This window comes from Luteibacter yeojuensis (genome assembly GCF_011742875.1).
Classification (GTDB): Bacteria; Pseudomonadota; Gammaproteobacteria; order Xanthomonadales; family Rhodanobacteraceae; genus Luteibacter; species Luteibacter yeojuensis.
In genome coordinates this window covers 589,216-609,844 of sequence record NZ_JAAQTL010000001.1, presented here as the reverse complement: position 1 = coordinate 609,844, position 20,629 = coordinate 589,216, and the positions used below count along the sequence as shown (strand labels likewise).

The 20,629-nt window shown below is 63.6% G+C and carries 38 protein-coding genes and 1 tRNA gene; 8 read left to right on the top strand and 31 right to left on the bottom strand.

What is annotated here, in order from left to right; translation table 11 throughout:
* Positions 1 to 10: 10 nt before the first annotated feature.
* The 31 genes from HBF32_RS19690 to HBF32_RS02590 all read right to left on the bottom strand — a co-directional run bounded on the left by HBF32_RS19690 (position 11) and on the right by HBF32_RS02590 (position 17,832).
* Positions 11 to 256 (bottom strand): HNH endonuclease, encoded by a 246-nt coding sequence (locus HBF32_RS19690; protein WP_166698095.1) that lies wholly within the window; start codon positions 254 to 256, stop codon positions 11 to 13.
* 673 nt (positions 257 to 929) lie between these two features.
* Entirely contained in the window at positions 930 to 2,030 is a 1,101-nt protein-coding gene (locus tag HBF32_RS02735) for a phage minor head protein (protein ID WP_166698094.1), read from the bottom strand.
* Positions 2,030 to 2,464, bottom strand: coding sequence for a hypothetical protein (locus HBF32_RS02730; protein ID WP_166698093.1), 435 nt, complete (start codon positions 2,462 to 2,464; stop codon positions 2,030 to 2,032). The genes HBF32_RS02735 and HBF32_RS02730 overlap by 1 nt, the downstream gene beginning before the upstream one ends.
* Entirely contained in the window at positions 2,461 to 3,867 is a 1,407-nt protein-coding gene (locus tag HBF32_RS02725) for a DUF4055 domain-containing protein (RefSeq protein ID WP_166698092.1), read from the bottom strand. The genes HBF32_RS02730 and HBF32_RS02725 overlap by 4 nt, the downstream gene beginning before the upstream one ends.
* A gap of 1 nt (position 3,868) precedes the next feature.
* On the bottom strand, positions 3,869 to 5,104 hold the full coding sequence (locus tag HBF32_RS02720) for a terminase large subunit domain-containing protein (protein ID WP_205287684.1): 1,236 nt from the start codon (positions 5,102 to 5,104) through the stop codon (positions 3,869 to 3,871).
* Between the two features lies 1 nt (position 5,105).
* Positions 5,106 to 5,441 (bottom strand): hypothetical protein, encoded by a 336-nt coding sequence (locus HBF32_RS02715; RefSeq protein WP_166698090.1) that lies wholly within the window; start codon positions 5,439 to 5,441, stop codon positions 5,106 to 5,108.
* 1 nt (position 5,442) lies between these two features.
* Complete coding sequence (locus HBF32_RS02710; protein ID WP_166698089.1) at positions 5,443 to 5,649, bottom strand: hypothetical protein; 207 nt, start codon at positions 5,647 to 5,649, stop codon at positions 5,443 to 5,445.
* Positions 5,646 to 5,867 carry a hypothetical protein gene (locus HBF32_RS02705; RefSeq protein WP_166698088.1) on the bottom strand — a complete coding sequence of 74 codons (222 nt, stop codon included), beginning with the start codon at positions 5,865 to 5,867 and terminating at the stop codon, positions 5,646 to 5,648. Before HBF32_RS02705 ends, HBF32_RS02710 begins: the two co-directional genes overlap by 4 nt.
* Before the next feature lie 120 nt (positions 5,868 to 5,987).
* Entirely contained in the window at positions 5,988 to 6,143 is a 156-nt protein-coding gene (locus tag HBF32_RS02700; protein ID WP_166698087.1) for a hypothetical protein, read from the bottom strand.
* The gene (locus HBF32_RS02695; RefSeq protein WP_166698086.1) at positions 6,137 to 6,421 is read right to left on the bottom strand and encodes a hypothetical protein; all 285 of its coding nucleotides are present in this window, start codon (positions 6,419 to 6,421) and stop codon (positions 6,137 to 6,139) included. The genes HBF32_RS02700 and HBF32_RS02695 overlap by 7 nt, the downstream gene beginning before the upstream one ends.
* Positions 6,418 to 6,909, bottom strand: a complete 492-nt coding sequence (locus HBF32_RS02690) for a lysis system i-spanin subunit Rz (RefSeq protein WP_166698085.1) — start codon at positions 6,907 to 6,909, stop codon at positions 6,418 to 6,420. Before HBF32_RS02690 ends, HBF32_RS02695 begins: the two co-directional genes overlap by 4 nt.
* 88 nt (positions 6,910 to 6,997) lie before the next feature.
* Positions 6,998 to 7,528, bottom strand: coding sequence for a trypsin-like serine peptidase (locus tag HBF32_RS02685; RefSeq protein WP_166698084.1), 531 nt, complete (start codon positions 7,526 to 7,528; stop codon positions 6,998 to 7,000).
* A 44-nt stretch (positions 7,529 to 7,572) separates the two neighbouring features.
* Entirely contained in the window at positions 7,573 to 7,761 is a 189-nt protein-coding gene (locus HBF32_RS02680) for a hypothetical protein (RefSeq protein ID WP_166698083.1), read from the bottom strand.
* Positions 7,762 to 7,873: 112 nt separating this feature from the next.
* A complete protein-coding gene (locus HBF32_RS02675) occupies positions 7,874 to 8,377 on the bottom strand; it encodes a glycoside hydrolase family protein (RefSeq protein ID WP_166698082.1) in 504 nt (167 codons plus the stop codon).
* The gene (locus tag HBF32_RS02670; protein ID WP_166698081.1) at positions 8,374 to 8,562 is read right to left on the bottom strand and encodes a hypothetical protein; all 189 of its coding nucleotides are present in this window, start codon (positions 8,560 to 8,562) and stop codon (positions 8,374 to 8,376) included. The genes HBF32_RS02675 and HBF32_RS02670 overlap by 4 nt, the downstream gene beginning before the upstream one ends.
* Positions 8,562 to 8,786 (bottom strand): hypothetical protein, encoded by a 225-nt coding sequence (locus HBF32_RS02665; RefSeq protein WP_166698080.1) that lies wholly within the window; start codon positions 8,784 to 8,786, stop codon positions 8,562 to 8,564. Before HBF32_RS02665 ends, HBF32_RS02670 begins: the two co-directional genes overlap by 1 nt.
* Positions 8,787 to 8,871: 85 nt before the next feature.
* Complete coding sequence (locus tag HBF32_RS02660) at positions 8,872 to 10,014, bottom strand: hypothetical protein (RefSeq protein WP_205287683.1); 1,143 nt, start codon at positions 10,012 to 10,014, stop codon at positions 8,872 to 8,874.
* Entirely contained in the window at positions 10,011 to 10,496 is a 486-nt protein-coding gene (locus HBF32_RS19135; protein ID WP_205287682.1) for a dATP/dGTP diphosphohydrolase domain-containing protein, read from the bottom strand. The genes HBF32_RS02660 and HBF32_RS19135 overlap by 4 nt, the downstream gene beginning before the upstream one ends.
* A 59-nt stretch (positions 10,497 to 10,555) precedes the next feature.
* On the bottom strand, positions 10,556 to 10,792 hold the full coding sequence (locus tag HBF32_RS02650; RefSeq protein ID WP_166698079.1) for a DUF7220 family protein: 237 nt from the start codon (positions 10,790 to 10,792) through the stop codon (positions 10,556 to 10,558).
* Between the two features lie 319 nt (positions 10,793 to 11,111).
* Positions 11,112 to 11,181: transfer RNA gene (locus HBF32_RS02645), tRNA-Gly, on the bottom strand.
* A 383-nt stretch (positions 11,182 to 11,564) separates the two neighbouring features.
* Positions 11,565 to 11,732: a hypothetical protein gene (locus HBF32_RS02640; RefSeq protein ID WP_166698078.1), complete on the bottom strand. Its 168-nt coding sequence runs from the start codon at positions 11,730 to 11,732 to the stop codon at positions 11,565 to 11,567.
* Positions 11,729 to 12,238 carry a hypothetical protein gene (locus HBF32_RS02635; protein ID WP_166698077.1) on the bottom strand — a complete coding sequence of 170 codons (510 nt, stop codon included), beginning with the start codon at positions 12,236 to 12,238 and terminating at the stop codon, positions 11,729 to 11,731. The genes HBF32_RS02640 and HBF32_RS02635 overlap by 4 nt, the downstream gene beginning before the upstream one ends.
* Positions 12,235 to 12,456: a hypothetical protein gene (locus tag HBF32_RS02630; RefSeq protein WP_166698076.1), complete on the bottom strand. Its 222-nt coding sequence runs from the start codon at positions 12,454 to 12,456 to the stop codon at positions 12,235 to 12,237. Before HBF32_RS02630 ends, HBF32_RS02635 begins: the two co-directional genes overlap by 4 nt.
* The gene (locus HBF32_RS02625; RefSeq protein ID WP_166698075.1) at positions 12,453 to 13,013 is read right to left on the bottom strand and encodes a hypothetical protein; all 561 of its coding nucleotides are present in this window, start codon (positions 13,011 to 13,013) and stop codon (positions 12,453 to 12,455) included. The genes HBF32_RS02630 and HBF32_RS02625 overlap by 4 nt, the downstream gene beginning before the upstream one ends.
* Entirely contained in the window at positions 13,010 to 13,393 is a 384-nt protein-coding gene (locus HBF32_RS02620; RefSeq protein WP_166698074.1) for a VRR-NUC domain-containing protein, read from the bottom strand. Before HBF32_RS02620 ends, HBF32_RS02625 begins: the two co-directional genes overlap by 4 nt.
* A 251-nt stretch (positions 13,394 to 13,644) precedes the next feature.
* Positions 13,645 to 15,822, bottom strand: a complete 2,178-nt coding sequence (locus tag HBF32_RS02615; RefSeq protein ID WP_166698073.1) for an AAA family ATPase — start codon at positions 15,820 to 15,822, stop codon at positions 13,645 to 13,647.
* A 44-nt stretch (positions 15,823 to 15,866) separates the two neighbouring features.
* On the bottom strand, positions 15,867 to 16,517 hold the full coding sequence (locus HBF32_RS19580) for an HNH endonuclease (RefSeq protein ID WP_166698072.1): 651 nt from the start codon (positions 16,515 to 16,517) through the stop codon (positions 15,867 to 15,869).
* Positions 16,514 to 16,714: a hypothetical protein gene (locus HBF32_RS02605; protein WP_166698071.1), complete on the bottom strand. Its 201-nt coding sequence runs from the start codon at positions 16,712 to 16,714 to the stop codon at positions 16,514 to 16,516. Before HBF32_RS02605 ends, HBF32_RS19580 begins: the two co-directional genes overlap by 4 nt.
* Position 16,715: 1 nt before the next feature.
* Positions 16,716 to 16,988, bottom strand: coding sequence for a hypothetical protein (locus HBF32_RS02600; protein ID WP_166698070.1), 273 nt, complete (start codon positions 16,986 to 16,988; stop codon positions 16,716 to 16,718).
* Positions 16,985 to 17,476: a phage regulatory CII family protein gene (locus tag HBF32_RS02595; protein ID WP_166698069.1), complete on the bottom strand. Its 492-nt coding sequence runs from the start codon at positions 17,474 to 17,476 to the stop codon at positions 16,985 to 16,987. The genes HBF32_RS02600 and HBF32_RS02595 overlap by 4 nt, the downstream gene beginning before the upstream one ends.
* 95 nt (positions 17,477 to 17,571) lie before the next feature.
* Positions 17,572 to 17,832: a hypothetical protein gene (locus HBF32_RS02590; RefSeq protein WP_166698068.1), complete on the bottom strand. Its 261-nt coding sequence runs from the start codon at positions 17,830 to 17,832 to the stop codon at positions 17,572 to 17,574.
* 118 nt (positions 17,833 to 17,950) lie between these two features.
* Between HBF32_RS02590 and HBF32_RS02585 the strand changes: the two genes are divergently transcribed.
* The 8 genes from HBF32_RS02585 to HBF32_RS02550 all read left to right on the top strand — a co-directional run bounded on the left by HBF32_RS02585 (position 17,951) and on the right by HBF32_RS02550 (position 20,626).
* Positions 17,951 to 18,286, top strand: a complete 336-nt coding sequence (locus HBF32_RS02585) for a hypothetical protein (RefSeq protein ID WP_166698067.1) — start codon at positions 17,951 to 17,953, stop codon at positions 18,284 to 18,286.
* 31 nt (positions 18,287 to 18,317) lie between these two features.
* Positions 18,318 to 18,719, top strand: a complete 402-nt coding sequence (locus tag HBF32_RS02580) for a hypothetical protein (protein WP_166698066.1) — start codon at positions 18,318 to 18,320, stop codon at positions 18,717 to 18,719.
* 207 nt (positions 18,720 to 18,926) lie between these two features.
* Positions 18,927 to 19,271, top strand: a complete 345-nt coding sequence (locus tag HBF32_RS02575; protein WP_166698065.1) for a hypothetical protein — start codon at positions 18,927 to 18,929, stop codon at positions 19,269 to 19,271.
* Positions 19,268 to 19,513 carry a hypothetical protein gene (locus tag HBF32_RS02570; protein WP_166698064.1) on the top strand — a complete coding sequence of 82 codons (246 nt, stop codon included), beginning with the start codon at positions 19,268 to 19,270 and terminating at the stop codon, positions 19,511 to 19,513. Before HBF32_RS02575 ends, HBF32_RS02570 begins: the two co-directional genes overlap by 4 nt.
* A complete protein-coding gene (locus HBF32_RS02565) occupies positions 19,510 to 19,746 on the top strand; it encodes a hypothetical protein (RefSeq protein ID WP_166698063.1) in 237 nt (78 codons plus the stop codon). Before HBF32_RS02570 ends, HBF32_RS02565 begins: the two co-directional genes overlap by 4 nt.
* A complete protein-coding gene (locus tag HBF32_RS02560) occupies positions 19,739 to 20,008 on the top strand; it encodes a hypothetical protein (RefSeq protein ID WP_166698062.1) in 270 nt (89 codons plus the stop codon). Before HBF32_RS02565 ends, HBF32_RS02560 begins: the two co-directional genes overlap by 8 nt.
* A 37-nt stretch (positions 20,009 to 20,045) precedes the next feature.
* The gene (locus HBF32_RS02555; RefSeq protein ID WP_166698061.1) at positions 20,046 to 20,321 is read left to right on the top strand and encodes a hypothetical protein; all 276 of its coding nucleotides are present in this window, start codon (positions 20,046 to 20,048) and stop codon (positions 20,319 to 20,321) included.
* Positions 20,318 to 20,626: a hypothetical protein gene (locus tag HBF32_RS02550; RefSeq protein ID WP_166698060.1), complete on the top strand. Its 309-nt coding sequence runs from the start codon at positions 20,318 to 20,320 to the stop codon at positions 20,624 to 20,626. The genes HBF32_RS02555 and HBF32_RS02550 overlap by 4 nt, the downstream gene beginning before the upstream one ends.
* Positions 20,627 to 20,629: the final 3 nt, after the last annotated feature.

The window sequence follows — 20,629 nt, the reverse complement described above, 5'->3', positions numbered from 1 at the left end:
GCTATTCGGCTCAGGCGGCCCGGAAATTGAGGACAGCCTGCATCGGGTGCTCTTTGCGCCATTTCCAGTCGGCTCGTGTGTGGCACGACTTGCACAGTGCCTCTAAATTACTGAGGCGATTCGCGAGCGACTTGTTTGCGTGCTGATGAAACGGCTCCTTGTGATTCACATTAAGCCGCATCTTGAATTTCTCTTGATGCTCAGCCTCGCTCATATGGCAATGCTCGCAGCATCGCCCCGCGCGGTTTCTCGCCATCTCACTTATCGTCTCCCACTCGTGGCCGCGGAATCCCTGCCGGTGACTTCCGCCCTGCCACGCTGGATGACGATCTAAGCGAAACGCCTCGCTGATCTTCCGCTTTCGTTCCGGGTTCCGCCGTATCCACTCATTGCCACACGCAGGCGAGCATACCTTCGCGCTTGAAAAGGCGATCATCTGATCGCCGCGCCATGTTATGGCCGTGAATTTAACGCCACAATTTTTACACGTGCACGGCGCTGGCCTCTTGGCCGCCACCTTGCAGGTCATGCAACAGAATTTCGCCGACTTTACGGGGACCTTCTTTCCGCAATGCCTACAGAAGCCACGGTTATCCGCCCTGCTCTTGTCGTAACACGCGCGAGAGCAGAACACTCTGTCAGACTGCTCGCCGTTCCGCCGCCTGGATGGGTACCTAGCCGTGACAGCTCCACAGCAATAACACGGCGCTCGCGGGAAGTCAGGGCCATGACCCCTCCTGTATTCGCCGGCGCGCTGAGCGCTGCGGTAGCAGGTCACCTGGCAGAACTTATTCGATTTTCCCGCCTTTCCAGAGAATGCTTTACCGCACGCCTGGCACGTGCATAAAATGTCGTCAGCCATCACCTACTCCAATTAGGTCGTGGTCAGGGCCGATCACTGTTAGAGCAGTGACTCGGCCCGCCTTGTTTCAGGCCTTCAACTTTGCCTCAAGCTGAGACAATGTCAAGAATCGTCCCTTGTCGTCGTAGAATTTGTCAACGGTTACGCGCCCCTCGCGATAGAACTTCGCTCGCACAGGACCAAGGATTTCATCTTGACGAGCAGCGGATTGCGACTCAAACCAATCCTTGTACGTTGTTCCGGCTGGCACTTGGCCGTCCATGCTAGCCCTGGTTGCAGGTGCCATATCGTCTACGTCTATGCCTAGCTCGCGCCATGACCTAAGAACAGGGACGCTTATGCTTCGGCAGCAGAAGTGCGCGCGACCAGGGCCGCCGAGCCACGGGAATCGATGTCCGATAGGTTTGTGTTTATCGTCTGCCGTGTATTTCAATCCGTCACGAGGAAGACATATCTCCTTCGTCGTGTGCGTGTCCAACGTCGCTACCCACTGCACGGCCTTCACCAGATCGGCGTTGGCATCAACCATCGCCTGCCGTGCCGTCTGCGCAGTATGGCTCAACGCCGTTTGAACGACCGTAGCCAACTCGCGCCGCGGGCGAGCGAGGATGCCGTCGGCGTACCCAGCGGCCTTCGTTCCGCGGATGGTCTTGATGATGTCCGCGGTCGTCCGCCCCTCGACGTAGCCCGTGCGCACGGTATTGCGGATGATCGTCAGGCGGCCGCTCTCGAGATTCGACGCCCAGTCTTTCAGCAAGCGTCCCTGAAACGGCCGCGACAAGGCGGTCGCGTAGACCTGCTCGGCGGACACGCCGGCGATGGGAAAGCGTACCTGCGCAACGCTTGGCACGGCCGCTTTGTAGCTTGCCAGCTCGGCCGTAGCCTCGACCCTGGCCAAGCCGCGCATGTCGGGCTCCAGCGCCTGCATCACGGCCGCGTAGGCGTCGGCATTGAGCCTTCTCACCGACCCGAGCAAGGCCTCCAGGCGCTCCACCGTGAAGGTCTCGCGCTCCATCTGAAGCAAAGCCTGCGACAGCTGCGCCACGAGGCTTGCATCGGTCCGGTTCAGCACGGCTATCATGCGCCGCACGACGCCCGCGCTGTAGCGCAGTAGGTCGTGGGCGTGGTCGATGGCCCGGTCTTGGAGTACCGCGTTGGCGGCGGCCATTACAGGCGTTCGACCATGATGGGCGCCGCCGTATGGGGGTCATGCTCGCAGGCAACGCGTACAGCTTCTTCCGCCGTGGCGCCCATGGACATCGCACCCATGGCATAGCACGTGCCGGATCCGATGGCGTAGAACTCGGTGTCAATCGGTCCGGCGAAGTATGGGCTGTCATCGGCAACGTACAGTTTGCCGTCCGGCTTGACCATGATGACGCGGATGTCGATCTTGTCCGTCATCTTGGACGGGTCGGCGCCATCGCGGAGCCACGCCACAAAGCGTTCAGACAGACCGATGGTGGCCGTGCTTAGCCCGACCACCGAGCCGTCGTCGAGCCTATGCACCTTCACCTTTCGGCCCGGCGTTGGCTCGCCTCGTCCGCCATAGGCTCGTGTGTCAGCCGCCATGATGCCATCGCGGTAGGCTATGGTGCTCATGCTGCGATGCCCAGGCTGCTGGGCTCTGGCATGGCCGACGATACCTCGTTCTGCGCCTCCTCGGCCTCGACCTCGGGGTCGATATCCGCAGAGAGGACGCCGCGGCGCTGTTGCTCGCGAATGGCCGTCTGGCGCGTGATGAGCCCGCCCTGCTGGAGCGAGAGAATCAGCTGCGCGCTGGCGTCGCTCTGCGTGGCGGCCGCGAAGTCCTTGAAGAGCGTGACACGCGGGGCCTCGATGCCCATGTACTGCCCGGCGAATACGAGCGCTTGATCGAGTGCGTCCTCGAAGCTCTCGGTGATGCGCTGGAGGTCGCACTTGTTGCCCTCGGCGTCATTGGCATCCTCGGTCGCCGTGCGCTGGCCCGGCTTCTGCACAAGCAGTTCGGCGCCAGTCTGGATCATCTGCTCTTCCAGTGCCGTCAGCGAGTCGGCGCCGGCCTTGATGGCCGCGCCGGTGTGCTCGATGAACTTCATGTCGCCCTGAAGCGGGAGCTTGACCGCCGTGGAGGCGCCCACGGTCAACTGCCATTTCTCGTCGTCCACGCCGATGACGGCCAGTATCGGCACCCGCGCCACGTGCAGGATCGTGTCCTGGTCGCTCTGGGACTGCCAATGCTTCACGCACAGGTACGCCAGGTCCATCAGGGGCGGCCGGCCGATCATGGTCGCCACGCGCTGGCCGTACACGGGCACGAACGGGATAGCCGAGAGGTTCGTGGTGCCTTGATCGACGATCTGGTAGCCGCCGGCATCACCCCCGCGCTCATGAAGCTCCCATGAGCCCGGACGAAGCACACGAACGCGGTCGACGACCTTCGTCCCGTAGTCGCCGTCCTCGACCTCGACGCACTCCTGCCAACGGAGCATGGCGAGCCGGCCCTCTTCGTCCAGCTTCCAGCCGAGAATCTGGTCGTGGCGCACACGCACGAAGTACGGACGGAGCCCGGCTGCGGTCTCGGCCGCGCGTGTGGTTACGCCTGCCTCGGTGCGCGGTACGGCAGCGGCCTTCGGCACATCCACGTAGATACCGCACAGGCCGTGCCCGATGGCCTCGGCCATCATCTCGGCCGCGAAGACGTTGAGGCTCACGCCCGCGCGATCGATGTCGTCGATCCAGGGCTTCCACTGGTCCAGCACGGCCTTGCTCGCGTCACCCAGCGTGAGGGGCTTGGAAAACGGTTTGCCGGCCATCACGCCCACGGTACGCCGATAGGCCGGGAACAGGGTCGCCGTCGCAAGGCGAGCTTCATAGGCCGCGTCCTCCTCGTTCGGCCAGCGGGGCATGAAGCGCTTGCCAGCCTTGCGCATGGCGCGCGTTCCAGCGAGCAGGGCTTCGGTGATGCACCAGTCTTCGCGCGCCTCAAGGATGGCCTGGGAGCACTCGTGTACGGCAGTTGGCATTTCAGAGCCTCAGGGGTTGCACGACGGCAACGCGGTGTTGAATGGGGTAGCGGTACACGAGGAAGTACCCGGCCGCGTCGATGATGTGATCCAGCCCGCCGGCCTTATCGGGCTCGCCGTGCTTGTCGTAAGCCTGCTTTTCCAGTGACTCGACGAGTTCGGGGCACGTCTCGGGGTTCACGCGATACCGGCGCTTGCCTTCCTTGTGGACCATGGCGTTGACGGACAGAACGCGATCCTTGACGCGCGGGTTGGTCGCATTCACCCGTACACTGAAGCCGGCCGCGCGCAGGATGGCATGATCGGACTCGCTGGCGTTGTTGCTCTTGCGCGCCTGTCCGCTGGCGTCGGGATAGACCATGATCGAATGGCCGGGATGCTCGCGCTTCAGGAGCGCGCACATAGCCGGCGTATCCAGCACGCCCGTGTACTCCTTCACCGCGTGCGGATCGTCGCCGCGCAGGACGTGAACCGCCGCGGACATCTTGCCCACGTTGAAGTCCATGCCCACGTGCAGGGGCTCGCCTGGCTTGATCGTCTCCGAGCTGGCGTTGAGCGACCTGTCGAACTCGGGGTATACCGACCCGGCCACGAGGTTGACGAACTCGCCGTCCAGATAGGCCGCCAGGAGGTTCGACGGGTACGTGGCGCGCAGGCTCTCGATGTAGCCCGGCGGCAGGTTCTTGGCGTTCGACATGGTCGACGCCTTGATGATCCGGTAGCCCGGCGCGTTGTCCGGGTTACGCTTCCAGCGGTCGTAGACGAAGCGAAAGCCCTCTGGCGTCGTCGCCACGCCCACGGTGTTCAGTGAGCCGTCCGGCTTCTTCTGGCGGTTGCGCGAGATGATCTTCGTCCACACCGCGCGCGCCTGCTCCTCGGGGAGCGTGTCCAGCTCGTCCGCGATGGAATCAGCCACCTCGTAGCCGATGATGCGCTCCGGGGTGTCCATGGTGCGAAAGATGATCTCGCCCGCGCCTGGGATGGCGAGAATGGCGTCGTTCTTGTTCGGCTTGAACTTGATGTCCATGCTCTCCAGCGCTTCCATGAAGCGCGGGAACCCGATTCGCCTCACGAGGTCATACGTCGGCAGGTAGTACGCCACGTTCTGGCCCGGGTACTGGAGCTTCTTCGTTAGCGTCCGGATGATGGCCGCGTGCGTCTTCCCGCTACCGAATCCGGCGACCATGGCGGGGAACTGGTCCTCGGCCGTGACGAACTCGAATTGGGGAGGCGTCAACTCAATCTGCGGCATCGTCCGCCGACACGCGCACGATCTTAATCACCGGCACGCCGGACCCCTTGACGTTCGCGTCGATGTCGACAGATTCTTTGGGCTTGCCCCAGCCGCGGTCGCACAGGCCGAAGATGGCCGTAAGCGCGTCCTTCGGCTCGGTGGCCGGGCTCAGTGCGATATCGCGCGCGCGATTAACGAGTTCGAGCGTCATGCCGCGGCAAAGCTCCGCGATGCTCTCCCCATTCGGCCCCACGCGCGGCGAACGGCCGCCCGGGTTACCCGACTTGCCCTTGGCCCAGGTCCTCGGCCCCGTCCGGGGCTTCTTCTTTTCGTCCGTCATCTCAGTGAATCGTTGTGTGCCCGTAGATACGGTCGACGAGTGCATCGCCACCCTGATAGAGCAGCTTGGCGGCGTCCTCGATGGTCAGTCCGTCCCAGCGTGTGGCCGATGTATTGAGCGGCGTGACGTACACGACCACCCAGCCGTGGCCGGAAAGAACAAGGCCGCCGCGAAGGGCGGCCCAGGCGGCGCGGAGTCGTTCGATCACGCGTGCTCGACCGTGGTCAGGCTGAGGCGCGCATCGCTCGTCTTCAGGCGATAGTCCATGCCGTCGTCGATATAGGCGACAAAACGGCGATACGGAGTTTCGCACTTTCCGCTGAGTCGACCGGAAACAGTCTGTCCGTGGATTTCCACTTCATACGGCAGCGATTCGCCGGACGTCGAAGTGCCAAGGCTGGATACTTCCAAGAGAAGCTTCTTCATTGTTGTTTGCCTTTGAGTGGGATGGTTTCCCGTAGGGACGCATCAGAACCTCACGGACTTGGTGTGCGCGCGGTCTGGGTTCGTTCTCGAATATCTATGCTTTTGCCGCAGCGGCTTCGATCATCGCGCCACTGCCGGCGGGATCTTCTGGCCCGCCATGCGCATGCACGCCTTGGTGGACTCGATGTCCTTGAACAACTCGGGCGCCTGGTCGAAGGTCAGGCCGGTGACGGCGGCGCGCTGGCGGGCCAGGAGGTTCTTCAGGCTGCTCAGCACGGGGTGACGCCTCCGAAGTGGGGACCGAAGCTGCTCGCTCCATCCGCGCCACGTTCGCTAGAGGCGCCCTTGGCTTGCATAACTGAGGATCGCACCATGTTCTCCACCACATCGCCAAGCGTTCGTCCGCCAGCGCCACGAGGCGCCGCCTCGGCGGCGGCGAGAACAGCCAGCTTCAGGCTGATCGCCTCCAGTAGCGCGTCCACGTTGTTGCCCTGCTCGGCCATCGTGATAGCCACGTTACACGGCGTGATGAGCGTCATGTACTGCTCTTTCATGGTCGTTCCTTGCTTGGGGAAAGTGATTCGTCGGCGCGCTCGGCCTTCAAAATGTCTTGGAGCCCACGGACTTGCGCGTCGCACTGGGCCGCGGCACGAACAATTCGTCCCGCACTTGCCGCTCTGTCGTCGGCGCCTGCATCAGGCTGGCCGGAACCGGCGGCAACTGCGGCTTGACCGGCAAGCACTTGGGTTGCCCACCTGTCGCGCAGGCGGAGAGCGCCGCTACGCAGATCAGCGACAACGCGGTCGGAAGTGGCTTTCGCATCGGCTTTGTCCTTCTCGTACTGTTGAGCGGTTGCGGCGAAGTCGGCGGCCTGCTTGCGCTCTCGCTCAAGGGCGGCATCAGCGGCCGTCTTCGCCTGCTCGGCGTAGGTGGCCTTGAGCGTGGCGATGCGCTCGGCTCCGTCCGCCGCCGCCATGTGATGGCCGAGTCCGAATAGCCCGGCTGCCACTGCCACAACGAGGCCCCACTTGACCCACTTCATGCCGGAGAGTCCGGGCCTTTGCCCGAGTACACGCAGACGGCGATGACCGCCAGGGCCACGAGGCAGAAGACCACCTGGAAGACGTGCATCACATCACCTCGCGCAGTTGTTCGGTGGTAAAGGCGAGCGGGAGACTGCATGCGAACGTCAGTTGCACGCCCCGGGTCATGGAGTACACCGTCGACACAACGCCGATCAGCGCACCGCTGTCGTTGAATATCCCGGAGCCGGAATCGCCGTAGAAAATGCTCATGTTGTACGTCGTGACCAGCACGCCATCGACCGCGGCCAAGCCGCTGACGTACCCATTCCGGTACTGGTCGGTCAGGCTTCCCGGGTTCCCGAACATGAAGACGCGAGCACCGGGCTCAGGCGCCCGATCGATACGTACCCAAGTCGCGAACCGCCGATCGACGATCAGGATCGTGTGATCGTTCCCATCGAGGACCGCCCCCAGCACGCGCACCGGCTGGCCGTAGATGCTCAGCGTGTAGGGCCAGTCGAGACAGTGCGTGGCAGTCAGGACGGCGTTCGGGCCGACAATGGTCCCGCTACAGCTGCTATCGCCATTGATGAGGAGGTGAACAGTCGCGTCGTGCGCACGGGTGACGGGGTCCATGGTGCACGCCGCGGTCAGCATGAGCACCAGGGCGAGTAGCAGCCTCACGTCGTCGCCCTCGGCGTAACGGCGGTGTCACCGACATTGCCCGCCATGTAGAGGCCGAGCACCCACTCGCAGTGGGTGAGCCACTGGTCGGCCGTCAGCATGCCGAGCGCGAAGAACGCGACGCCCGCTAGGAAGGCGGCACAGGCGATCAGGAACTTGCGGGAGGCGTAGCGTTCGAGGTTCATCAGAAGCCGTCCACGACGTCGCGCGTGATGCAGTCGGTGGAGCCCTTCTCCCGGTTCACGATCCGTCCGGTTTGCTCACTCTCAGTGTTCGAAATGCCGCCGGTCTTGATGATCACGCCCCTTTCTCCTTCAGCCACTGCTCGTAGTAGTCAACGACCGCCCTACCCTCACAGACGCCGCGGTCATCACTGCGCCGGCGAACCAGACCGGGCAGAACGCGCCCATCGGCCATGCGCCACTTGTCCAGCTCTGCGCACGCGGCCGGCCAGTCGTTTGCGAGTGCTTTGCGCTGAAGGGTGGATCCGCACACGACCTGCGGGCCCAAGTTGTAGGCCGCGTCGGTGAGCGCCCCCTCGATCTGCGGCAGCTTCGGCATAGGCAGGCAGCGGTTGACCGCCTCGTTCGCGACGGCGATGTCAGCGTCGCGGAACGCCTTACATTCGTCGGCCGTGTAGGTGCGCTTCGGGTCCACGTCGCCGGTATGCCCGTCGCATACCGTCCAGACTTTGCCCCACGGATCCCAATATGGCTTGGTGGGCGTGGCCGACGGCTCGTACTTGGCGATCAGGCCGCCGGCGATGAGCGCAACAGCGGCCGAGACGAGGCGGGCTTTCACGCCGGCGCCTGCTTACGTGTAGCCAACCATGCTTTGGCCTTCTGGTACGCCTTGTCCACGATCAGAATCGCGAACCACACAGCAGTCAGGCCAGAGGCCAGCTTGTCCCACGGGAACCCGGCGAGAATGCCGCTCAAGTACGTGACCGCATAGCCGACACTGGCTCCCTCTACTACGTTGCGCATCAGTTGCTCGCTACCGTGGCGAGCTTGGCTCGCGATTTATTGTGAATCGCCTCGACATTCACCCACTTGAGGGTGTCGCGACAGAGGACGAAGAGGACGCCATCGCGCACCATGGCAGCGACGGAGTTGGTGAGTTCGTAGAACTCGATGGGATCGGCGATCAGGACGTCGCCGTCTGCCAGTGCGACCGGCTCGGGAACGTAGGTGTCGTCGGTGTCGGTCATGGGTCCAGTGCCTTCCAAAGAAGCAGCCAGAAAGCCAATGTCATGTGCCCACACAGCGCGAATGCAACAGCTACTGCTACGCGCATCACGCAGCCTCCAGCATCTTCGCCGACACCCGCACACGACCCACCTCGCCAAAGCGGCGCGAGTAGGTGATGACCTGGGCATCGCGGCCAGACAACCAACCACCGCGCGAGGCATGCGCATCAGGCGCGGCCAAGGTGCGATGCTGCTCGACGAGCATGAGGTTCGTTTCCTTCACGTCGATGTGGTGCAGGTGCCCCATGTGCGCGTAGGCGTGCTCGGTGCGGCCGAACACTTCGCGGAACTTGGCAGCGAACACCGTGTCGATCTGCGCCGGCCGCTTCTTGTGCCCGTGATGAAAGAACAGCGCGGTCTTGCCGTGCTCGACGCAGTAGTAGGGATCGGGGCTCACGTCCACGTGCACCCGCGGCTCGTTCTCGTAAATGGCGCGCAGCCACTCGCGCAGCCAGATGGAGGACGCCATGTCGTGGTTGCCCTCGGCCATCAGGACGTGCACGCGCTGGTGCTTCTCGAGAAGCAAGCCGATCACCCGGCGAATCGCGCGGATGGCGACGCGCACCAGCTTCTGAAATCGGGTGTCGGCGTCGAGCAGGTGCTTGCTCGTGGGAGTTACCGCGTCCATGCCATCCCAGTGCAGGAAATCGCCGAGCTGGGCGAAGACGCCAACCTCAGCCGCCGGCGACTGCGCCATGGCCGCGGCGAACCAATCGACCAGCATGTCCTCGGCGATGCCGAGATCCCAGTCTGCCCCGGTCTCCTCGCCCCAGGCCAGCATGCCAAGATGGTAATCGGTCAGGACATAGCAGTTCAGCAGGTCCGTATTGCAGACCGCGGGAGCGCGCCGCGGCTTCTCGCGCGGGATCTTCTCGCCCATGGCGGCAATAGCCGCCTGCATGGCTTCGGCCTGCTCTTCGGCGTCTTCCGATGACTTGATCCACTGAAGGACCGTCTCACCCGTGCGCTTGTCGACCAGGGTTGAGGTGCCACGGAGCTTCTGCCCCAGTGGAAGCGGCGTCGTGATGCCGTGATCGGGAGCCCAGCCACGGCGCGCCTGCATCGCCTCGGAGACTTCGGCCTCCGTGCGTGTGATCGGCGCGTTACTGCTTGCGCCGCATGCGCGACACTTGATGCGCCCCGCGCCGTTGCGGATGGCGGCGTCGGCTTGGCACTTGGGGCAGATCACGGTGCGTGCTCGGTGCCAATCTTGGCGTTCATGACCACGGTGCCATCGGTCAAGATCGTGAAGGCGTCAGCGAGAACGGGAGCCACTGACTCAGCCGCCCGCGCATTCCTCGGCAACGGCAGTCCAAGATCTCGCTCAAGCTCTTCCTGGAGAAGTGCCAGAGCACGCCAGACCACCTTCGCACTGTGCCTCTGTCCGTCGGTATCGATGGTCCCGGCATCCACGAGGTGGCGCATGATGCAGTCGGCATGATCCGTGGACTTGCCGCGCGCATGGTGCATCGGCTGACCTGGGTTGTGCTGGTCGTTGCCGGCCTTGCTCACGCGGGCCACTTCGGCCAGGGCGTTCGGGAAGTACCAGAGCAGGCCCTCGGCCATGGGAGCGGCCTTGCGCTCGGCGGCATCGGTGGGGAGGGAGGTGGACACCCGCGATAGGTAGTGCTTCTGCACGTGCGCCGGAAGCTCGGACCAGAAGTCTCGCACGTCGGCGCTACCGGACGTTTCCGCACAGTACAACGCCCATGCCCTACTCTCCGGCGCGTTCACTTCGCCACCTCCGCGCTATGCCCGAAGCGCAGGCCGTTGAACCAGCGCCGAAGCACGTAGCTGCGCACGAGGCTGATGGCCGTGAAGACCAGGCCGATGTGGAACGCCTGCGCGCCAGTCACATGGAACCCGAACGCGGGCAGGACGACCATGTTCGCCGTCCAGTTGATCGCGAAGCCAACAGCAATATTCGCCGCCGCTTCGGCTAGCGAGCCGATTCGGGTCTGGGCCATGGTGGTGCCTCAATAGGTCCGGCGCCCGAATCAACGGGGCTGCGGCGCCAGTGGCGTCGGCCGGCTCAAGGGATTTGGGGCGAGGGTGACGCTGCAACGTTTGCAGGCGTCCGGCAACCTACGGCCGGGCCAGCACCCTCGCCCCAAAAAGAAAGCCCGGCGCTAGGCCGGGCTCGTGAAACAACTGCGGTGGCGGGTGCTGATCTCCCGCTTGCGCCGGGTCAAGGTATCGAACCTCGTCGCCGGTCCCGTCGCTACGCCGCCGAGCTCGCATCGGCCGATCTCGCTGCCCAGTCAGCACTGGGAATTCACCGCAAACTGGAGCGAAGCAAGGGATTCGAACCCTTCGTGCCTGGCTTGGAGGGCCTGCCGGCGCCATCGCGCCTCGCTCAAAACGGTAGATGCTGCTTTCTTTCGAACGCCAGTCCACCACGCTTCGGCCCTTTCGGGCTACCGCCGGGCTTGCGCCCTAATCATCGACCCGGTCTAGAAGCTCGGATCGATAAAGTCACAGCAATTCCATGATGGAAGTTTCGCGCAGGTCGAAACGTTGTCAAGCGGTGGCATACTTTGAACGGGTCGGCGACGACCCCGGCGTGTTACTTGCGCCGACTCCCAAACCCTGAGGATGAAAATGTCGAACTAGACAAAGGCCCGTTGGTCAAACCACCTGTAGACCCTGCTTCTCATAGCTAGGCTGGTCAGCATCATGCATGACTGGGGGTGGATCCCATGAGGTGAAAGGCAGCGGCGTCGTCTACGGCGCCGCTTTTCACTTCAGCGGCTCAGGCTCGCCAAGACGCCGCAACAAGCGCTCGCGCGCAATGGTCTCGCGCAACGTGTCAAGCTTGGCGATGGCACGGTCAGTGCGCTTTGCGTGCTGGCACATGGCGATCCAGTAGCCTACTGCGGCACTAAACACCGCCACGAAGACCATCACGCCACCCTCCGCGCACGCCGCGCCGCAAGCGAGAGAGCGTCCTCGGCCAGCCGCTCCAGCACAAGCGCGCCGGCGGCCACCAGATCTCCCCAGTCCTCATCCGTGACCCCATCCGGGCACGGCGGGCACGCGCGGCCCAGCACGACGCTGTAGGCGGCCATGGCGACGTGCCCGATGTGCTGGCGATTGCGACGTACCAGCGCCGAGCGGTCGGCGCTCAGGGCGCGTCCCAGGGCGGCACAGACACGTCCATAGTGGCCGGCGATGCCCGTCGCCATGTCGATGGCGATGTCTGGTCCGACGTCGTTGGCATCAGGCACGAAGACGCCGGACGAGTTCCGTACACTCCTGCGTCCGAAGCTCAGGGCCGCGGCGATCATGTGGTCGGCCGGAATCGCGCGCAGGTGCGTCGTGCCGCCTCCGGTCGGCTCCCTGTACGTCGAGTGGCCGGCCAGGGCGAAGACGCGCTCGCGGAAGGTGGGCTTGTCGTTGGTGAAGGTGGTCATTTCGGGTCCTTGGGCGAGCGGCGCTTGATGAGGATCTTGTGTTGACGAGACTCGGTGTGGATGAACCAGCCAACGCCCCAGGCAAGCGGACCAAGAATGCTGCCGAACAGCATGGCCACTGGCACAACGTCGGTGGTCAGGTCTTCGGTTCGGGTCCACCAGTAGATGAACCCGCCAATGCCAACGATGGCCCATGCGAGGGCGATGAAGGTGGTCATGCTGCGCTCCGGAGCGAGGTGGAATCGTTGGCGGCGACACGAGCGTCGATCTCGGCTTGTCGCTCGGCGAATGGCAGGTGGATCAAGCGACGGAATTCCGCATCACCGAGACTCAGGCGCAAGCGGTTCATGCCCGACAGGAGCATCGCCATCTCGGACTGGTGCGCGCGCTCGGTGTGATGGAATTCACCCCATGCTCCGCTCCACGTCTTCGGGTTCGGGCCCGCGAGCAACCGGACCCCACGCGGACGAGACTCCAAGAGCCCCCAGCGAGGCGGAAGGTCGTCAACCTTCAGCACACCCTCGGGCGCGAGGAAATAGCGCAGCGCCCCCATGCCGCGCTCGGGCTCACGGCGGAACGTCTTGGCACGGTCAGCGAAGAAGTCGGCCCGGCTGGTCTTGCACTCGACCAAGATCGAATCATTCCCGCGCCAACCGATCGCGTCAGGGATCTCGCCGTTCCCGCACAGGGCGACCAACTCGGTCATGACGACCTTGCATCCCGCCGTTCCGCGCAGCCAGCGACCCGCGATCTCAACCAATTCACTGTGCGTCATGCCGCCTCCCTCGCGTCTTCGCAGCCATCGGCCGCCAGGTAGTCACGGAGCACGGCCCACGCCTGCTCCCAGCCTTTGCACACTTCCGCGCGCCAGCCCTGCTCACGCAGGTGGGCGATCCACTCGCGCTGCTCGGGGCTCGGCCGGCCGGTCTGTGTCTTGAGTTCGATGACCAGTCCGACGAACCCGCCGCGCTGGACGGGGAACCAGTAGTCCGGCGGACCACGCCTGACACCCTCGGCCTTCATGAGCCCGGCCGTGCGCTTGGACCGGTGACCACCGTTCGGCCAGGCCGCGAAGAAGCGCAGCTCAGGCCACTCGCGCTCGGCACCCGTCACGGCCCGCATGAGCAACACGGCCTCGATGTGCTCGCTGTTCATGCGCTGACCCTCACAGCAGGGTGGGCTGACTCCTTGGCTCGAACCTGACTCCACGACTCCACTCCACGCCCCCTATAGGGGGAGGTACACCGTGGAGTAGTCAGACAGTTTTCATTCACGTTGTGAGCGGGGCCAGTACCGGGTATGCGCCGCACCTGACGGCGCGCTTTACCCAGGAGTACAGGCCCAATCGGTTTCCGTGTAGTCATCGTGGAGTCAACCGTGGAGTTAAGTTGATGATTGCTCTTCATTTACTTGGCACTCCACGGAGCGCTGTTCGATACCGTGGAGTCATTCGTGGAGTCGACCTTCTCCCAGGGCTTCAGAGCGTCGGACGGCGGGCGATACACGTCGGTGAATCCGCGCGTGCGAGGCACCTCCTCCGTCGAGCGCACAAGGTCACCAAGCTCCACGGCCATCGCTAGGTAAGGCTTTGCCCACGTCGGGCTGCGACCGCACTTGGCACTGATCTTGGCCGCTGTAGGCTGCTCCCCCGCGCTGGCGAGCGCGCAGGCTGCATCCACGACCAGACGAACGTTGGCCTGGCCCTGCTCCGCCTTCTTGTCCGCCTTGGCCGCCTCACGCGCTCCGGAGAGCATCTTGCGCACGCTCAGCCAGGACTTGCCGACGACCTCTCTAGGCGGCTGAATGGCGAGCAATCGCGGGCCATGGTGCTCGGTGTCGGACCAGCGCATGAAGAGCGGCGCCGGATCCGCAGACTTCGAAGATGAGAGGCAGACCATGGCCGTCACGCGCTCGGTCTCGCCCGGGGCCACCAGGTGACGCAGTAGCGTGCGCGAGTCGCCATCGGGGAACGGGTTGGCCGAGCTGCCGAGGTTGACCACCAGATGCGTCTGGCGCGCGTTGTTGACCAGCGCGGTGCCTCCGCGAATGGCCTTCTCGTGCAGCTCCAGGTTCGCCAGAGCGTCGCCCGACTCCTGGTTCGTGTGGTGGGTCAGGACCACCGCCACGCCCGTCGCCTTGGCGATGTGCTTGAGGGTCACGATGAGGAAGCGCAGGCCCGGGTTGTCTTCCTCGGCCTCCGAGATCGTCGAGGCGGTCTCGAAGATCACCAGGCCGAGCGGGCACTCGCGCGCCTTGAGGGCGTTGATGTGCGCGATAAGAGGTTCCACGACGTCGCCCCGGGCCAGACGCTTTCCGTCGGACTTCACGATCTCGCGGAAGGCCGCCAGCGCCCCGCTATGCAGCTCCGGCACCAGAATGTTCATGCGCAGTCGCTCGGCGTCCGCGGGCTCGAGATAGAGGCGCTGGGCCTCCACCTTGCGCGAATACTGCTGGCGGTCGTCCTCCGCGCTGAAGATGAGCACGGAGCGAACCTCCGCGGGACTCATGTCGGCCAGTGGCAGGCCCAGCGCGTAGTGCTTGCAGATGGCCACGACACCGGAGGTCTTCCCCTCACGCCCCGGCGCGGCCAGGATCGACACCTCGCCCTCGGGGAAAAGTCCGCGGCGCCCGTCGGCGGACATGAAGGCATGGGGATGGGGCGTCGCGGACGCTGCCAGTTCCTCCAGTGAGAACGGCACGCTGGCCGCATCGAGCGCGGCGAGGACGTCTTGGACGGGCGCGGGCGCTTGCGACGGCGTCGCCGCAGCGCCGCTCATTGGGTTTAGCCAGTGGTGCTTCTCGGCGGCCTCCTTGAAGATGGCTTGATAGCCGGTGCGGTCTCCAGTGAAGCTATCCCAAACTCGGGCGGCATCTACGGGATCAAACTTTTCGGACATCTGCGACCACTCAAGCCACAGCGCCCTACCCGGTTCACCCATCTTCTTCAGGCGCTGGCCGTTGTCGACCCATAACTGACGATCATCGGCGCGCATGGACGCCAACGCACTGCGCAGCTCCGCGATGGTTCGCTGGTCGACAAATTCCGAAATCTGAGCACTGACGGGCGCCGGCATGACTGAATGCCTGGGCCTGAGTACGCGCTCCACGAAGTCCGCCAGGCATGCGGGTTCATTGATCCCGGCGCCGCTCGCCGTCACTGTGAAGAAGCGGCCGGCGCTGTATGCCTCTATGCCGGACTGATTGCTGCCAAGGGCCGGGAACGGTCGGCCGTAACCAATAGCGTGGATACCGTTTCCGCTAGGGCTGCACTCGGTGTACCCAGGCAGTCCGTCATCAGCCAGGATATTGAGTTCGGGGCGACCAAGAAGGTCGTCCAGATCCACCCCCTGCCAGTAATTCCCTGTGCCGTCAGGACCAAGAGCAAAGCCAAGACCCGTATATCGTCCCGTCGCCAGGGCCGCGCAAGCAGCATCGAATGATGCAAGGTTGGCGACGTCCTCAGGCGTGTCCGTCATGCCATGGCGCGCCGCACCGTTGACGTAGAACGGGACCTTGCGAGGCTTCTTGCCAGGGTCAGTATTGGGTACGGAGCGCCAAACGAGCCATCGCTTGGCGTCGCGCATGACGGCCGGAATCTCGTCAAACTGTTCGCATATGGCTTCGGATGTCACGCTTCACCCTTACGCGCACGGTGGCATGTCGCGCACAGGGTGCGCAGGTTGTCCATATCTGGTAGACCACCGTTGCGAACCTCGTGGACGTGGTCGCACTGAAGATCCTCGCCGCTCCCACAGAGGACGCAGGTGTGGTCGTCTCGTGCGAAAACCCTGCGACGCATCGCGTCCCACGACTGAGGCATGACGAACTGCGGCGGCTCGGCGTAGGGTGTATTGCGATACGCTCGCCACGGATAGAGCATCAGCTCACAGAACCGATGAAGAATGTTCCATGCCTCTCGCGGTCGAGAGTAGCCTCCCTTGCTCATGACCGCGCGCATATCATTCATGGACTCGGTGTAGCCATCCACGTAGCCGCGGCGATAGTCCTCATCTTCCTTCTCGGAGGCGGCGGCTATCTGGGCCCCGGTTACGGCACGTACGCGCGGCATGTATTCGGCACCTGACTGTACGAGGCCATGAAGTTCATCGGAGCGATTCACGACCTCCCATAGCATGGCCTCGATGTCAGCAATGGACCATTGACCACTCGCCAGACACGAGGTCATGTTTTCGGCAATAAAGGCCGCACCGTCTCGGCACCCCGCGGCATCCCGCATGTTGAACGGGATTTCCGCAGTGGCCGCGCTCCTTTGGGTCACGCCGCCCTCCTCGCCGCCAGATGCTCTGCCGCGCAGTCGGCGCAAAACCGCCAGATGGTCCCCGCTGCCGTCACGTGTGCCGGCACTTCGCCGCAGTTCTCGCAATCCGGCACGATGCGCGGCCGGCTGGCATGGCGCGCAAGCGCGGCCTGGCGCTCCAGTGCTTCGATGGCTTCCGCCCGATCAAGGTCGTCCATATCACTCACCCGCCGACAGGATGGGGAGATCGCGATAGGTCAGCTGTCCAAGGTTGCGCTGGCCCTGTGATTGCGCACGCACGGCGGCGTTGATGTCGTTGAAGTCCTGGCGCTTGAGGCGCACGCACGGCGGCGTTTTGTTCGCCAGCTTCATGTAGTCGTACATCCTGTCGAACTGCTTGAGCAGGTCGCGGTGTCGCTTCGATAACTCGAAGCCCATCAGCGTGCGGCTGAGGTTGGCAGCGCGCGGCGGCTCTTTCATTTGGGCGTTCATGACGCCCTCCGAAGGGTCGTGACGTTGGGTTGCGCGACGAAGCCGCGCGCCATTTCTTCCAGTTCGACCGCCGTGCGCGTCGCGAGGCGGCGCGCCTCAGTGATGCGTTCCATTTCCTCCGGCGTGATCTCGCCGTCGGCCACGGAGTTGATGACCGCCATGCCCAGCCCTGCGCTGTGCTGAGTTGTCTGGATCAGCTTCTCGGCGAGCGACAGGTCGCTTGCACCGGTGCCCTCGCCCTCCCTTACCAACTGGAATCCGAATTCAGCGGCAAGGGCGCGCAACGGCGCGATAGCGTCAGGCACGTTCGCGTCAACCGCGTGCTGCACGATCTCCATGAGTTCGCTGACGTAGAGGTGATGGTCGCCGTTGGTCCGCGAGACCTTGTTGCGCAGAATGTTCGTGCTCTTACCCATGGACGCCGCCATGCCGGCGTAGCTGCCTGGGTAGGCCATGACAGTGCGGCGGATCGTATCGAGAATGTTCATACCGGCTCCCCGTTAAACATGTTTTGCCGCACTGCGGCGAATAAAGTGGCGCCATGGAAACCACAACGCCAGTTGAAAAATTGATGACCCTGGCCCTAGGCCGCCCGATCACACGTCGCGCTGCCGCATTGGCTGCGCGCTTGCGTGTCCGGCTTGACGGGGCGGACCCAGATGAGAATGGAAGCGTCGAGCGACGGATCGGCGGCTACCATGCGCTCCGCGAGGGCGCGACCGATGCCGCGGTAGCCGTTGCAGATGGAGGCAACGGTGGAGTACGGCAGGCCGAGGCGATCGGCTGTCGTTCGGCGACCGCCATTCCGGGTGACGTACTCTTGCCAGTAGAGGCGCGGGGTCATGGCTGATCCATACGATTCGAATTGTCGCGACAATACACTTCGAATTTCTGGTTTACAACCCCCGCCCACTACCCTTGCTCATCCCCCGCAGAGCAGGCGCCCCAAGGCGTCTCAACTTATGAGCAAGATCTCTGACAATCTCACAGCGCGTCGAGACGCGCTGGGATACACGAACGAAGACGTGGTCGCCGAGCTGGCAAAGCGTGGCATCGATCGTGCTTACTCCACCGTCACTTCATGGTTTAACGGCATACGGGGTTCGCGGTGGAATATGGAAGAGCTGAAAGCATTGCTGGACGTGCTCCAGACTGATCTGGACACCATCACACAGGGGGAGGTCGAGGTGATCGAGGATAAGGTCCCGGCACTCACGGCCCGAGAGATGACGAACTTGAGCGACGAGCAGCAACAGCTCGTCTTGGCGATGGTCCGGTCGATGAAGGGCAAATCCTGAATTAGGCCGAGGCGAACAAGGGGGGGGGTATATGCGCTGGATCCTAGTGGGAGGGCTCGCGGTGGCCGCCATCGGAATGACGGCGTGCGCCAGAATGCCGACACAGCAGGAACTGTCAGGCCTTAGCTATGGGCCGCCTGTGGCCCAAGCTGACGCCGAGGCCCAAGCCAAGGATTACCTGGCTACGCACCTGAAGGACCCATACTCCGCTGTCTACACCTGGCAGCCGGTGTACTCGGGCTGGGTCAAGGCCCCGCCGCTCCTTGGCGGCGGAATCGATGCGGGATGGGTGCTCAAGGGCACCGTGAACGCTAAGAACAGCTTCGGCGGCTACGTCGGCGCGCGACCCTATCAGTTCATGTTCTATGGCGGACGCCTCGTTCATGTGTGGGCCGCGGAGAGCGACGCCGGGGTGCTGGTCAAGCAAATGTGACGGCGTCCACAAATGTGAAAGCCGATGAGCCCGCCGCGAGCGGGCTTTTTCTTGTCTGCCGTCATGCACGAAGATAAACACAAGCTGAATCGAATACGGTTCGCACGATTCTTTTTGAATTTCCGCTACGAAACGTATTGACGGCGATTAATTCAGATCGTATTGTTCATCCCACGCCGCCCGAGGGGCCGGCGATGGGAGATCAACATGTCAAGCCAGACCATGCGTCAGCGCCACGGCATCGAGCAGTACCGCGATCTCGAGCGCACGCGCCGCAGCGACTTCCGTGATGCCGCCAATGCGCGCGGGTTCACGTGTGCACCGGCGGCCAACGAAGTGCCGCACGCCGAGGACTCGTCGTTCGGCGCGTGGTGCCTGACCATCCTCGCGATCATCGGCTTCGTTGTCTTCGTAACGCAGGTGATGAGCCTCAGCGAAACCCATCAGCGCCTTCGTGACATGAAGCACGCCTGCGAAGCGCAGGGGCTGCGAGCGGTGGTCGTCGATCGCCAGGGCCGCGACGACGTGGTGTGCGTTGGAGGTGTGCGATGAGCACCGAGACGCAGAAGGTGGATGTGCTGGCCGTGCTGGCTGCGCTTTCATTCCAAACGCGGCAACGCGGCGGGTGGACGAGCGCATCGACGATTGACGATGCGCGCGACGCCGTGGCCGAGTTGATCGCCAAGGCACAGGCCATGCTTGACCGCATCGCATTTGAATCGGCAGAGAAGGAATACGACTACCAGTATTCCGATCTTTCCGCCGCCCTCGCCCGCGTCGGGGGTGATGCATGAGCACCGAGACGCAGAGGGTGAAAATTCCCGCCGTCATTTCTGGCTACAAGCGGCAATGGGTTGAGTGCAGGGAGTGCAAGGCTGTCGCCTATTACGATTTCATCCCGTACAGCCTTAGCAGCCATCTCGCGACGATGCCGTGTCACCACGGCGCGGCCATGCGCCTTGAAAACGCAACTAACCGCATCAGCGAAGAAGACGCCCTCGCCCGCCTGGAGGCATCCCATGGGTAACGAGACGCAGAGCGTGGATGTGCTGTGCACCGCCGCCCGCCGTGGCACCTTCACGATTCTGGTCGATGGTCCCGAATACTTCACGGCTCGCCTTGCAAACGGATGGGTCCGCGTAGGCTGCGTCGGCTCTTATTGCTTCGACTTCCCCGCCGATCATCCGACCAATGCGGAAGTGCTCGCCGTCACCAACGAGGCCGAGGCTGAATATCTTTTCGATATATGCGTTGGCGAACTGTTCGCCCACGTCGGGGGTGCCAAGTGAAACCCTCCCTCCTGATCTTCTTGCTCGGAGGTCTCGCATGACCATGCACCCCGCCTTCGCCCAGGCGCTCAAGCCCTTCGCTCCGCCCGCTGCGAACGATGACCCGCTCACGCGCCTGCTCCGCCTGCCATTCGAGGTCCGACTCGACGACGAGGGCAACTACACGCAGGCCAACAAGGCCGACGTGATCCAGGCGCTCGATGAACTGGCCGAGAAGCACATCGACGAACTTGAAGCCCGCGTGCTGGAACTGACGCTTGCTCGTGGCGAGCGCAACGCCGAACTCGACCGCATCAACCGGGAGGCTGCGTGAATATCGATAGGGCGACAACCCTTGCGGTTCTGGCAGACATCGCTAGCGCGCTTCAGGCGCAGAGCCGCCTTGAAGCTCTGGAAACAGAGCTTCGCACCGAGCGTGCAGAGCACGTTCGCACGGCAGTGAAGTTGAGTGCGCTTGAGAAGCTTAGGCCGCATTGGGCGCAGGGATATACAAGTGACAGCGTTGCCGCGCAGACGGCAACAGCCGCACTTGCTCAGATTTGGGACTTCCTTGGCGTCGACAACCAGAGCAGCGCGATGGATGCCCTGCGCCGACTCACCGAAAAGGATGCCGCATGAGCA

What these genes read in the sequence shown, in the direction of transcription:
- HBF32_RS02575 (WP_166698065.1), top strand. Translation starts at nt 18,927, where the DNA reads ATGTCAAGCCAGACCATGCGTCAGCGCCACGGCATCGAGCAGTACCGC.
- HBF32_RS02620 (WP_166698074.1), bottom strand. Translation starts at nt 13,393, where the DNA reads ATGAACAGCGAGCACATCGAGGCCGTGTTGCTCATGCGGGCCGTGACG.
- HBF32_RS02680 (WP_166698083.1), bottom strand. Translation starts at nt 7,761, where the DNA reads ATGAACCTCGAACGCTACGCCTCCCGCAAGTTCCTGATCGCCTGTGCC.
- HBF32_RS02615 (WP_166698073.1), bottom strand. Translation starts at nt 15,822, where the DNA reads ATGCGCGACGCCAAGCGATGGCTCGTTTGGCGCTCCGTACCCAATACT.
- HBF32_RS02630 (WP_166698076.1), bottom strand. Translation starts at nt 12,456, where the DNA reads ATGACCACCTTCATCGCCCTCGCATGGGCCATCGTTGGCATTGGCGGG.
- HBF32_RS02690 (WP_166698085.1), bottom strand. Translation starts at nt 6,909, where the DNA reads ATGAAGTGGGTCAAGTGGGGCCTCGTTGTGGCAGTGGCAGCCGGGCTA.
- HBF32_RS02650 (WP_166698079.1), bottom strand. Translation starts at nt 10,792, where the DNA reads ATGGCCCAGACCCGAATCGGCTCGCTAGCCGAAGCGGCGGCGAATATT.
- HBF32_RS02685 (WP_166698084.1), bottom strand. Translation starts at nt 7,528, where the DNA reads ATGGACCCCGTCACCCGTGCGCACGACGCGACTGTTCACCTCCTCATC.
- HBF32_RS02565 (WP_166698063.1), top strand. Translation starts at nt 19,510, where the DNA reads ATGAGCACCGAGACGCAGAGGGTGAAAATTCCCGCCGTCATTTCTGGC.
- HBF32_RS02570 (WP_166698064.1), top strand. Translation starts at nt 19,268, where the DNA reads ATGAGCACCGAGACGCAGAAGGTGGATGTGCTGGCCGTGCTGGCTGCG.
- HBF32_RS02585 (WP_166698067.1), top strand. Translation starts at nt 17,951, where the DNA reads ATGAGCAAGATCTCTGACAATCTCACAGCGCGTCGAGACGCGCTGGGA.
- HBF32_RS02730 (WP_166698093.1), bottom strand. Translation starts at nt 2,464, where the DNA reads ATGAGCACCATAGCCTACCGCGATGGCATCATGGCGGCTGACACACGA.
- HBF32_RS02715 (WP_166698090.1), bottom strand. Translation starts at nt 5,441, where the DNA reads ATGACGGACGAAAAGAAGAAGCCCCGGACGGGGCCGAGGACCTGGGCC.
- HBF32_RS19690 (WP_166698095.1), bottom strand. Translation starts at nt 256, where the DNA reads ATGGCGAGAAACCGCGCGGGGCGATGCTGCGAGCATTGCCATATGAGC.
- HBF32_RS02600 (WP_166698070.1), bottom strand. Translation starts at nt 16,988, where the DNA reads ATGAACGCCCAAATGAAAGAGCCGCCGCGCGCTGCCAACCTCAGCCGC.
- HBF32_RS02555 (WP_166698061.1), top strand. Translation starts at nt 20,046, where the DNA reads ATGACCATGCACCCCGCCTTCGCCCAGGCGCTCAAGCCCTTCGCTCCG.
- HBF32_RS02705 (WP_166698088.1), bottom strand. Translation starts at nt 5,867, where the DNA reads ATGAAGAAGCTTCTCTTGGAAGTATCCAGCCTTGGCACTTCGACGTCC.
- HBF32_RS02665 (WP_166698080.1), bottom strand. Translation starts at nt 8,786, where the DNA reads ATGACCGACACCGACGACACCTACGTTCCCGAGCCGGTCGCACTGGCA.
- HBF32_RS02605 (WP_166698071.1), bottom strand. Translation starts at nt 16,714, where the DNA reads ATGGACGACCTTGATCGGGCGGAAGCCATCGAAGCACTGGAGCGCCAG.
- HBF32_RS02580 (WP_166698066.1), top strand. Translation starts at nt 18,318, where the DNA reads ATGCGCTGGATCCTAGTGGGAGGGCTCGCGGTGGCCGCCATCGGAATG.
- HBF32_RS02595 (WP_166698069.1), bottom strand. Translation starts at nt 17,476, where the DNA reads ATGAACATTCTCGATACGATCCGCCGCACTGTCATGGCCTACCCAGGC.
- HBF32_RS02670 (WP_166698081.1), bottom strand. Translation starts at nt 8,562, where the DNA reads ATGCGCAACGTAGTAGAGGGAGCCAGTGTCGGCTATGCGGTCACGTAC.
- HBF32_RS02635 (WP_166698077.1), bottom strand. Translation starts at nt 12,238, where the DNA reads ATGACCACCTTCACCAACGACAAGCCCACCTTCCGCGAGCGCGTCTTC.
- HBF32_RS02735 (WP_166698094.1), bottom strand. Translation starts at nt 2,030, where the DNA reads ATGGCCGCCGCCAACGCGGTACTCCAAGACCGGGCCATCGACCACGCC.
- HBF32_RS02625 (WP_166698075.1), bottom strand. Translation starts at nt 13,013, where the DNA reads ATGACGCACAGTGAATTGGTTGAGATCGCGGGTCGCTGGCTGCGCGGA.
- HBF32_RS02590 (WP_166698068.1), bottom strand. Translation starts at nt 17,832, where the DNA reads ATGACCCCGCGCCTCTACTGGCAAGAGTACGTCACCCGGAATGGCGGT.
- HBF32_RS02725 (WP_166698092.1), bottom strand. Translation starts at nt 3,867, where the DNA reads ATGCCAACTGCCGTACACGAGTGCTCCCAGGCCATCCTTGAGGCGCGC.
- HBF32_RS02560 (WP_166698062.1), top strand. Translation starts at nt 19,739, where the DNA reads ATGGGTAACGAGACGCAGAGCGTGGATGTGCTGTGCACCGCCGCCCGC.
- HBF32_RS02695 (WP_166698086.1), bottom strand. Translation starts at nt 6,421, where the DNA reads ATGAAAGAGCAGTACATGACGCTCATCACGCCGTGTAACGTGGCTATC.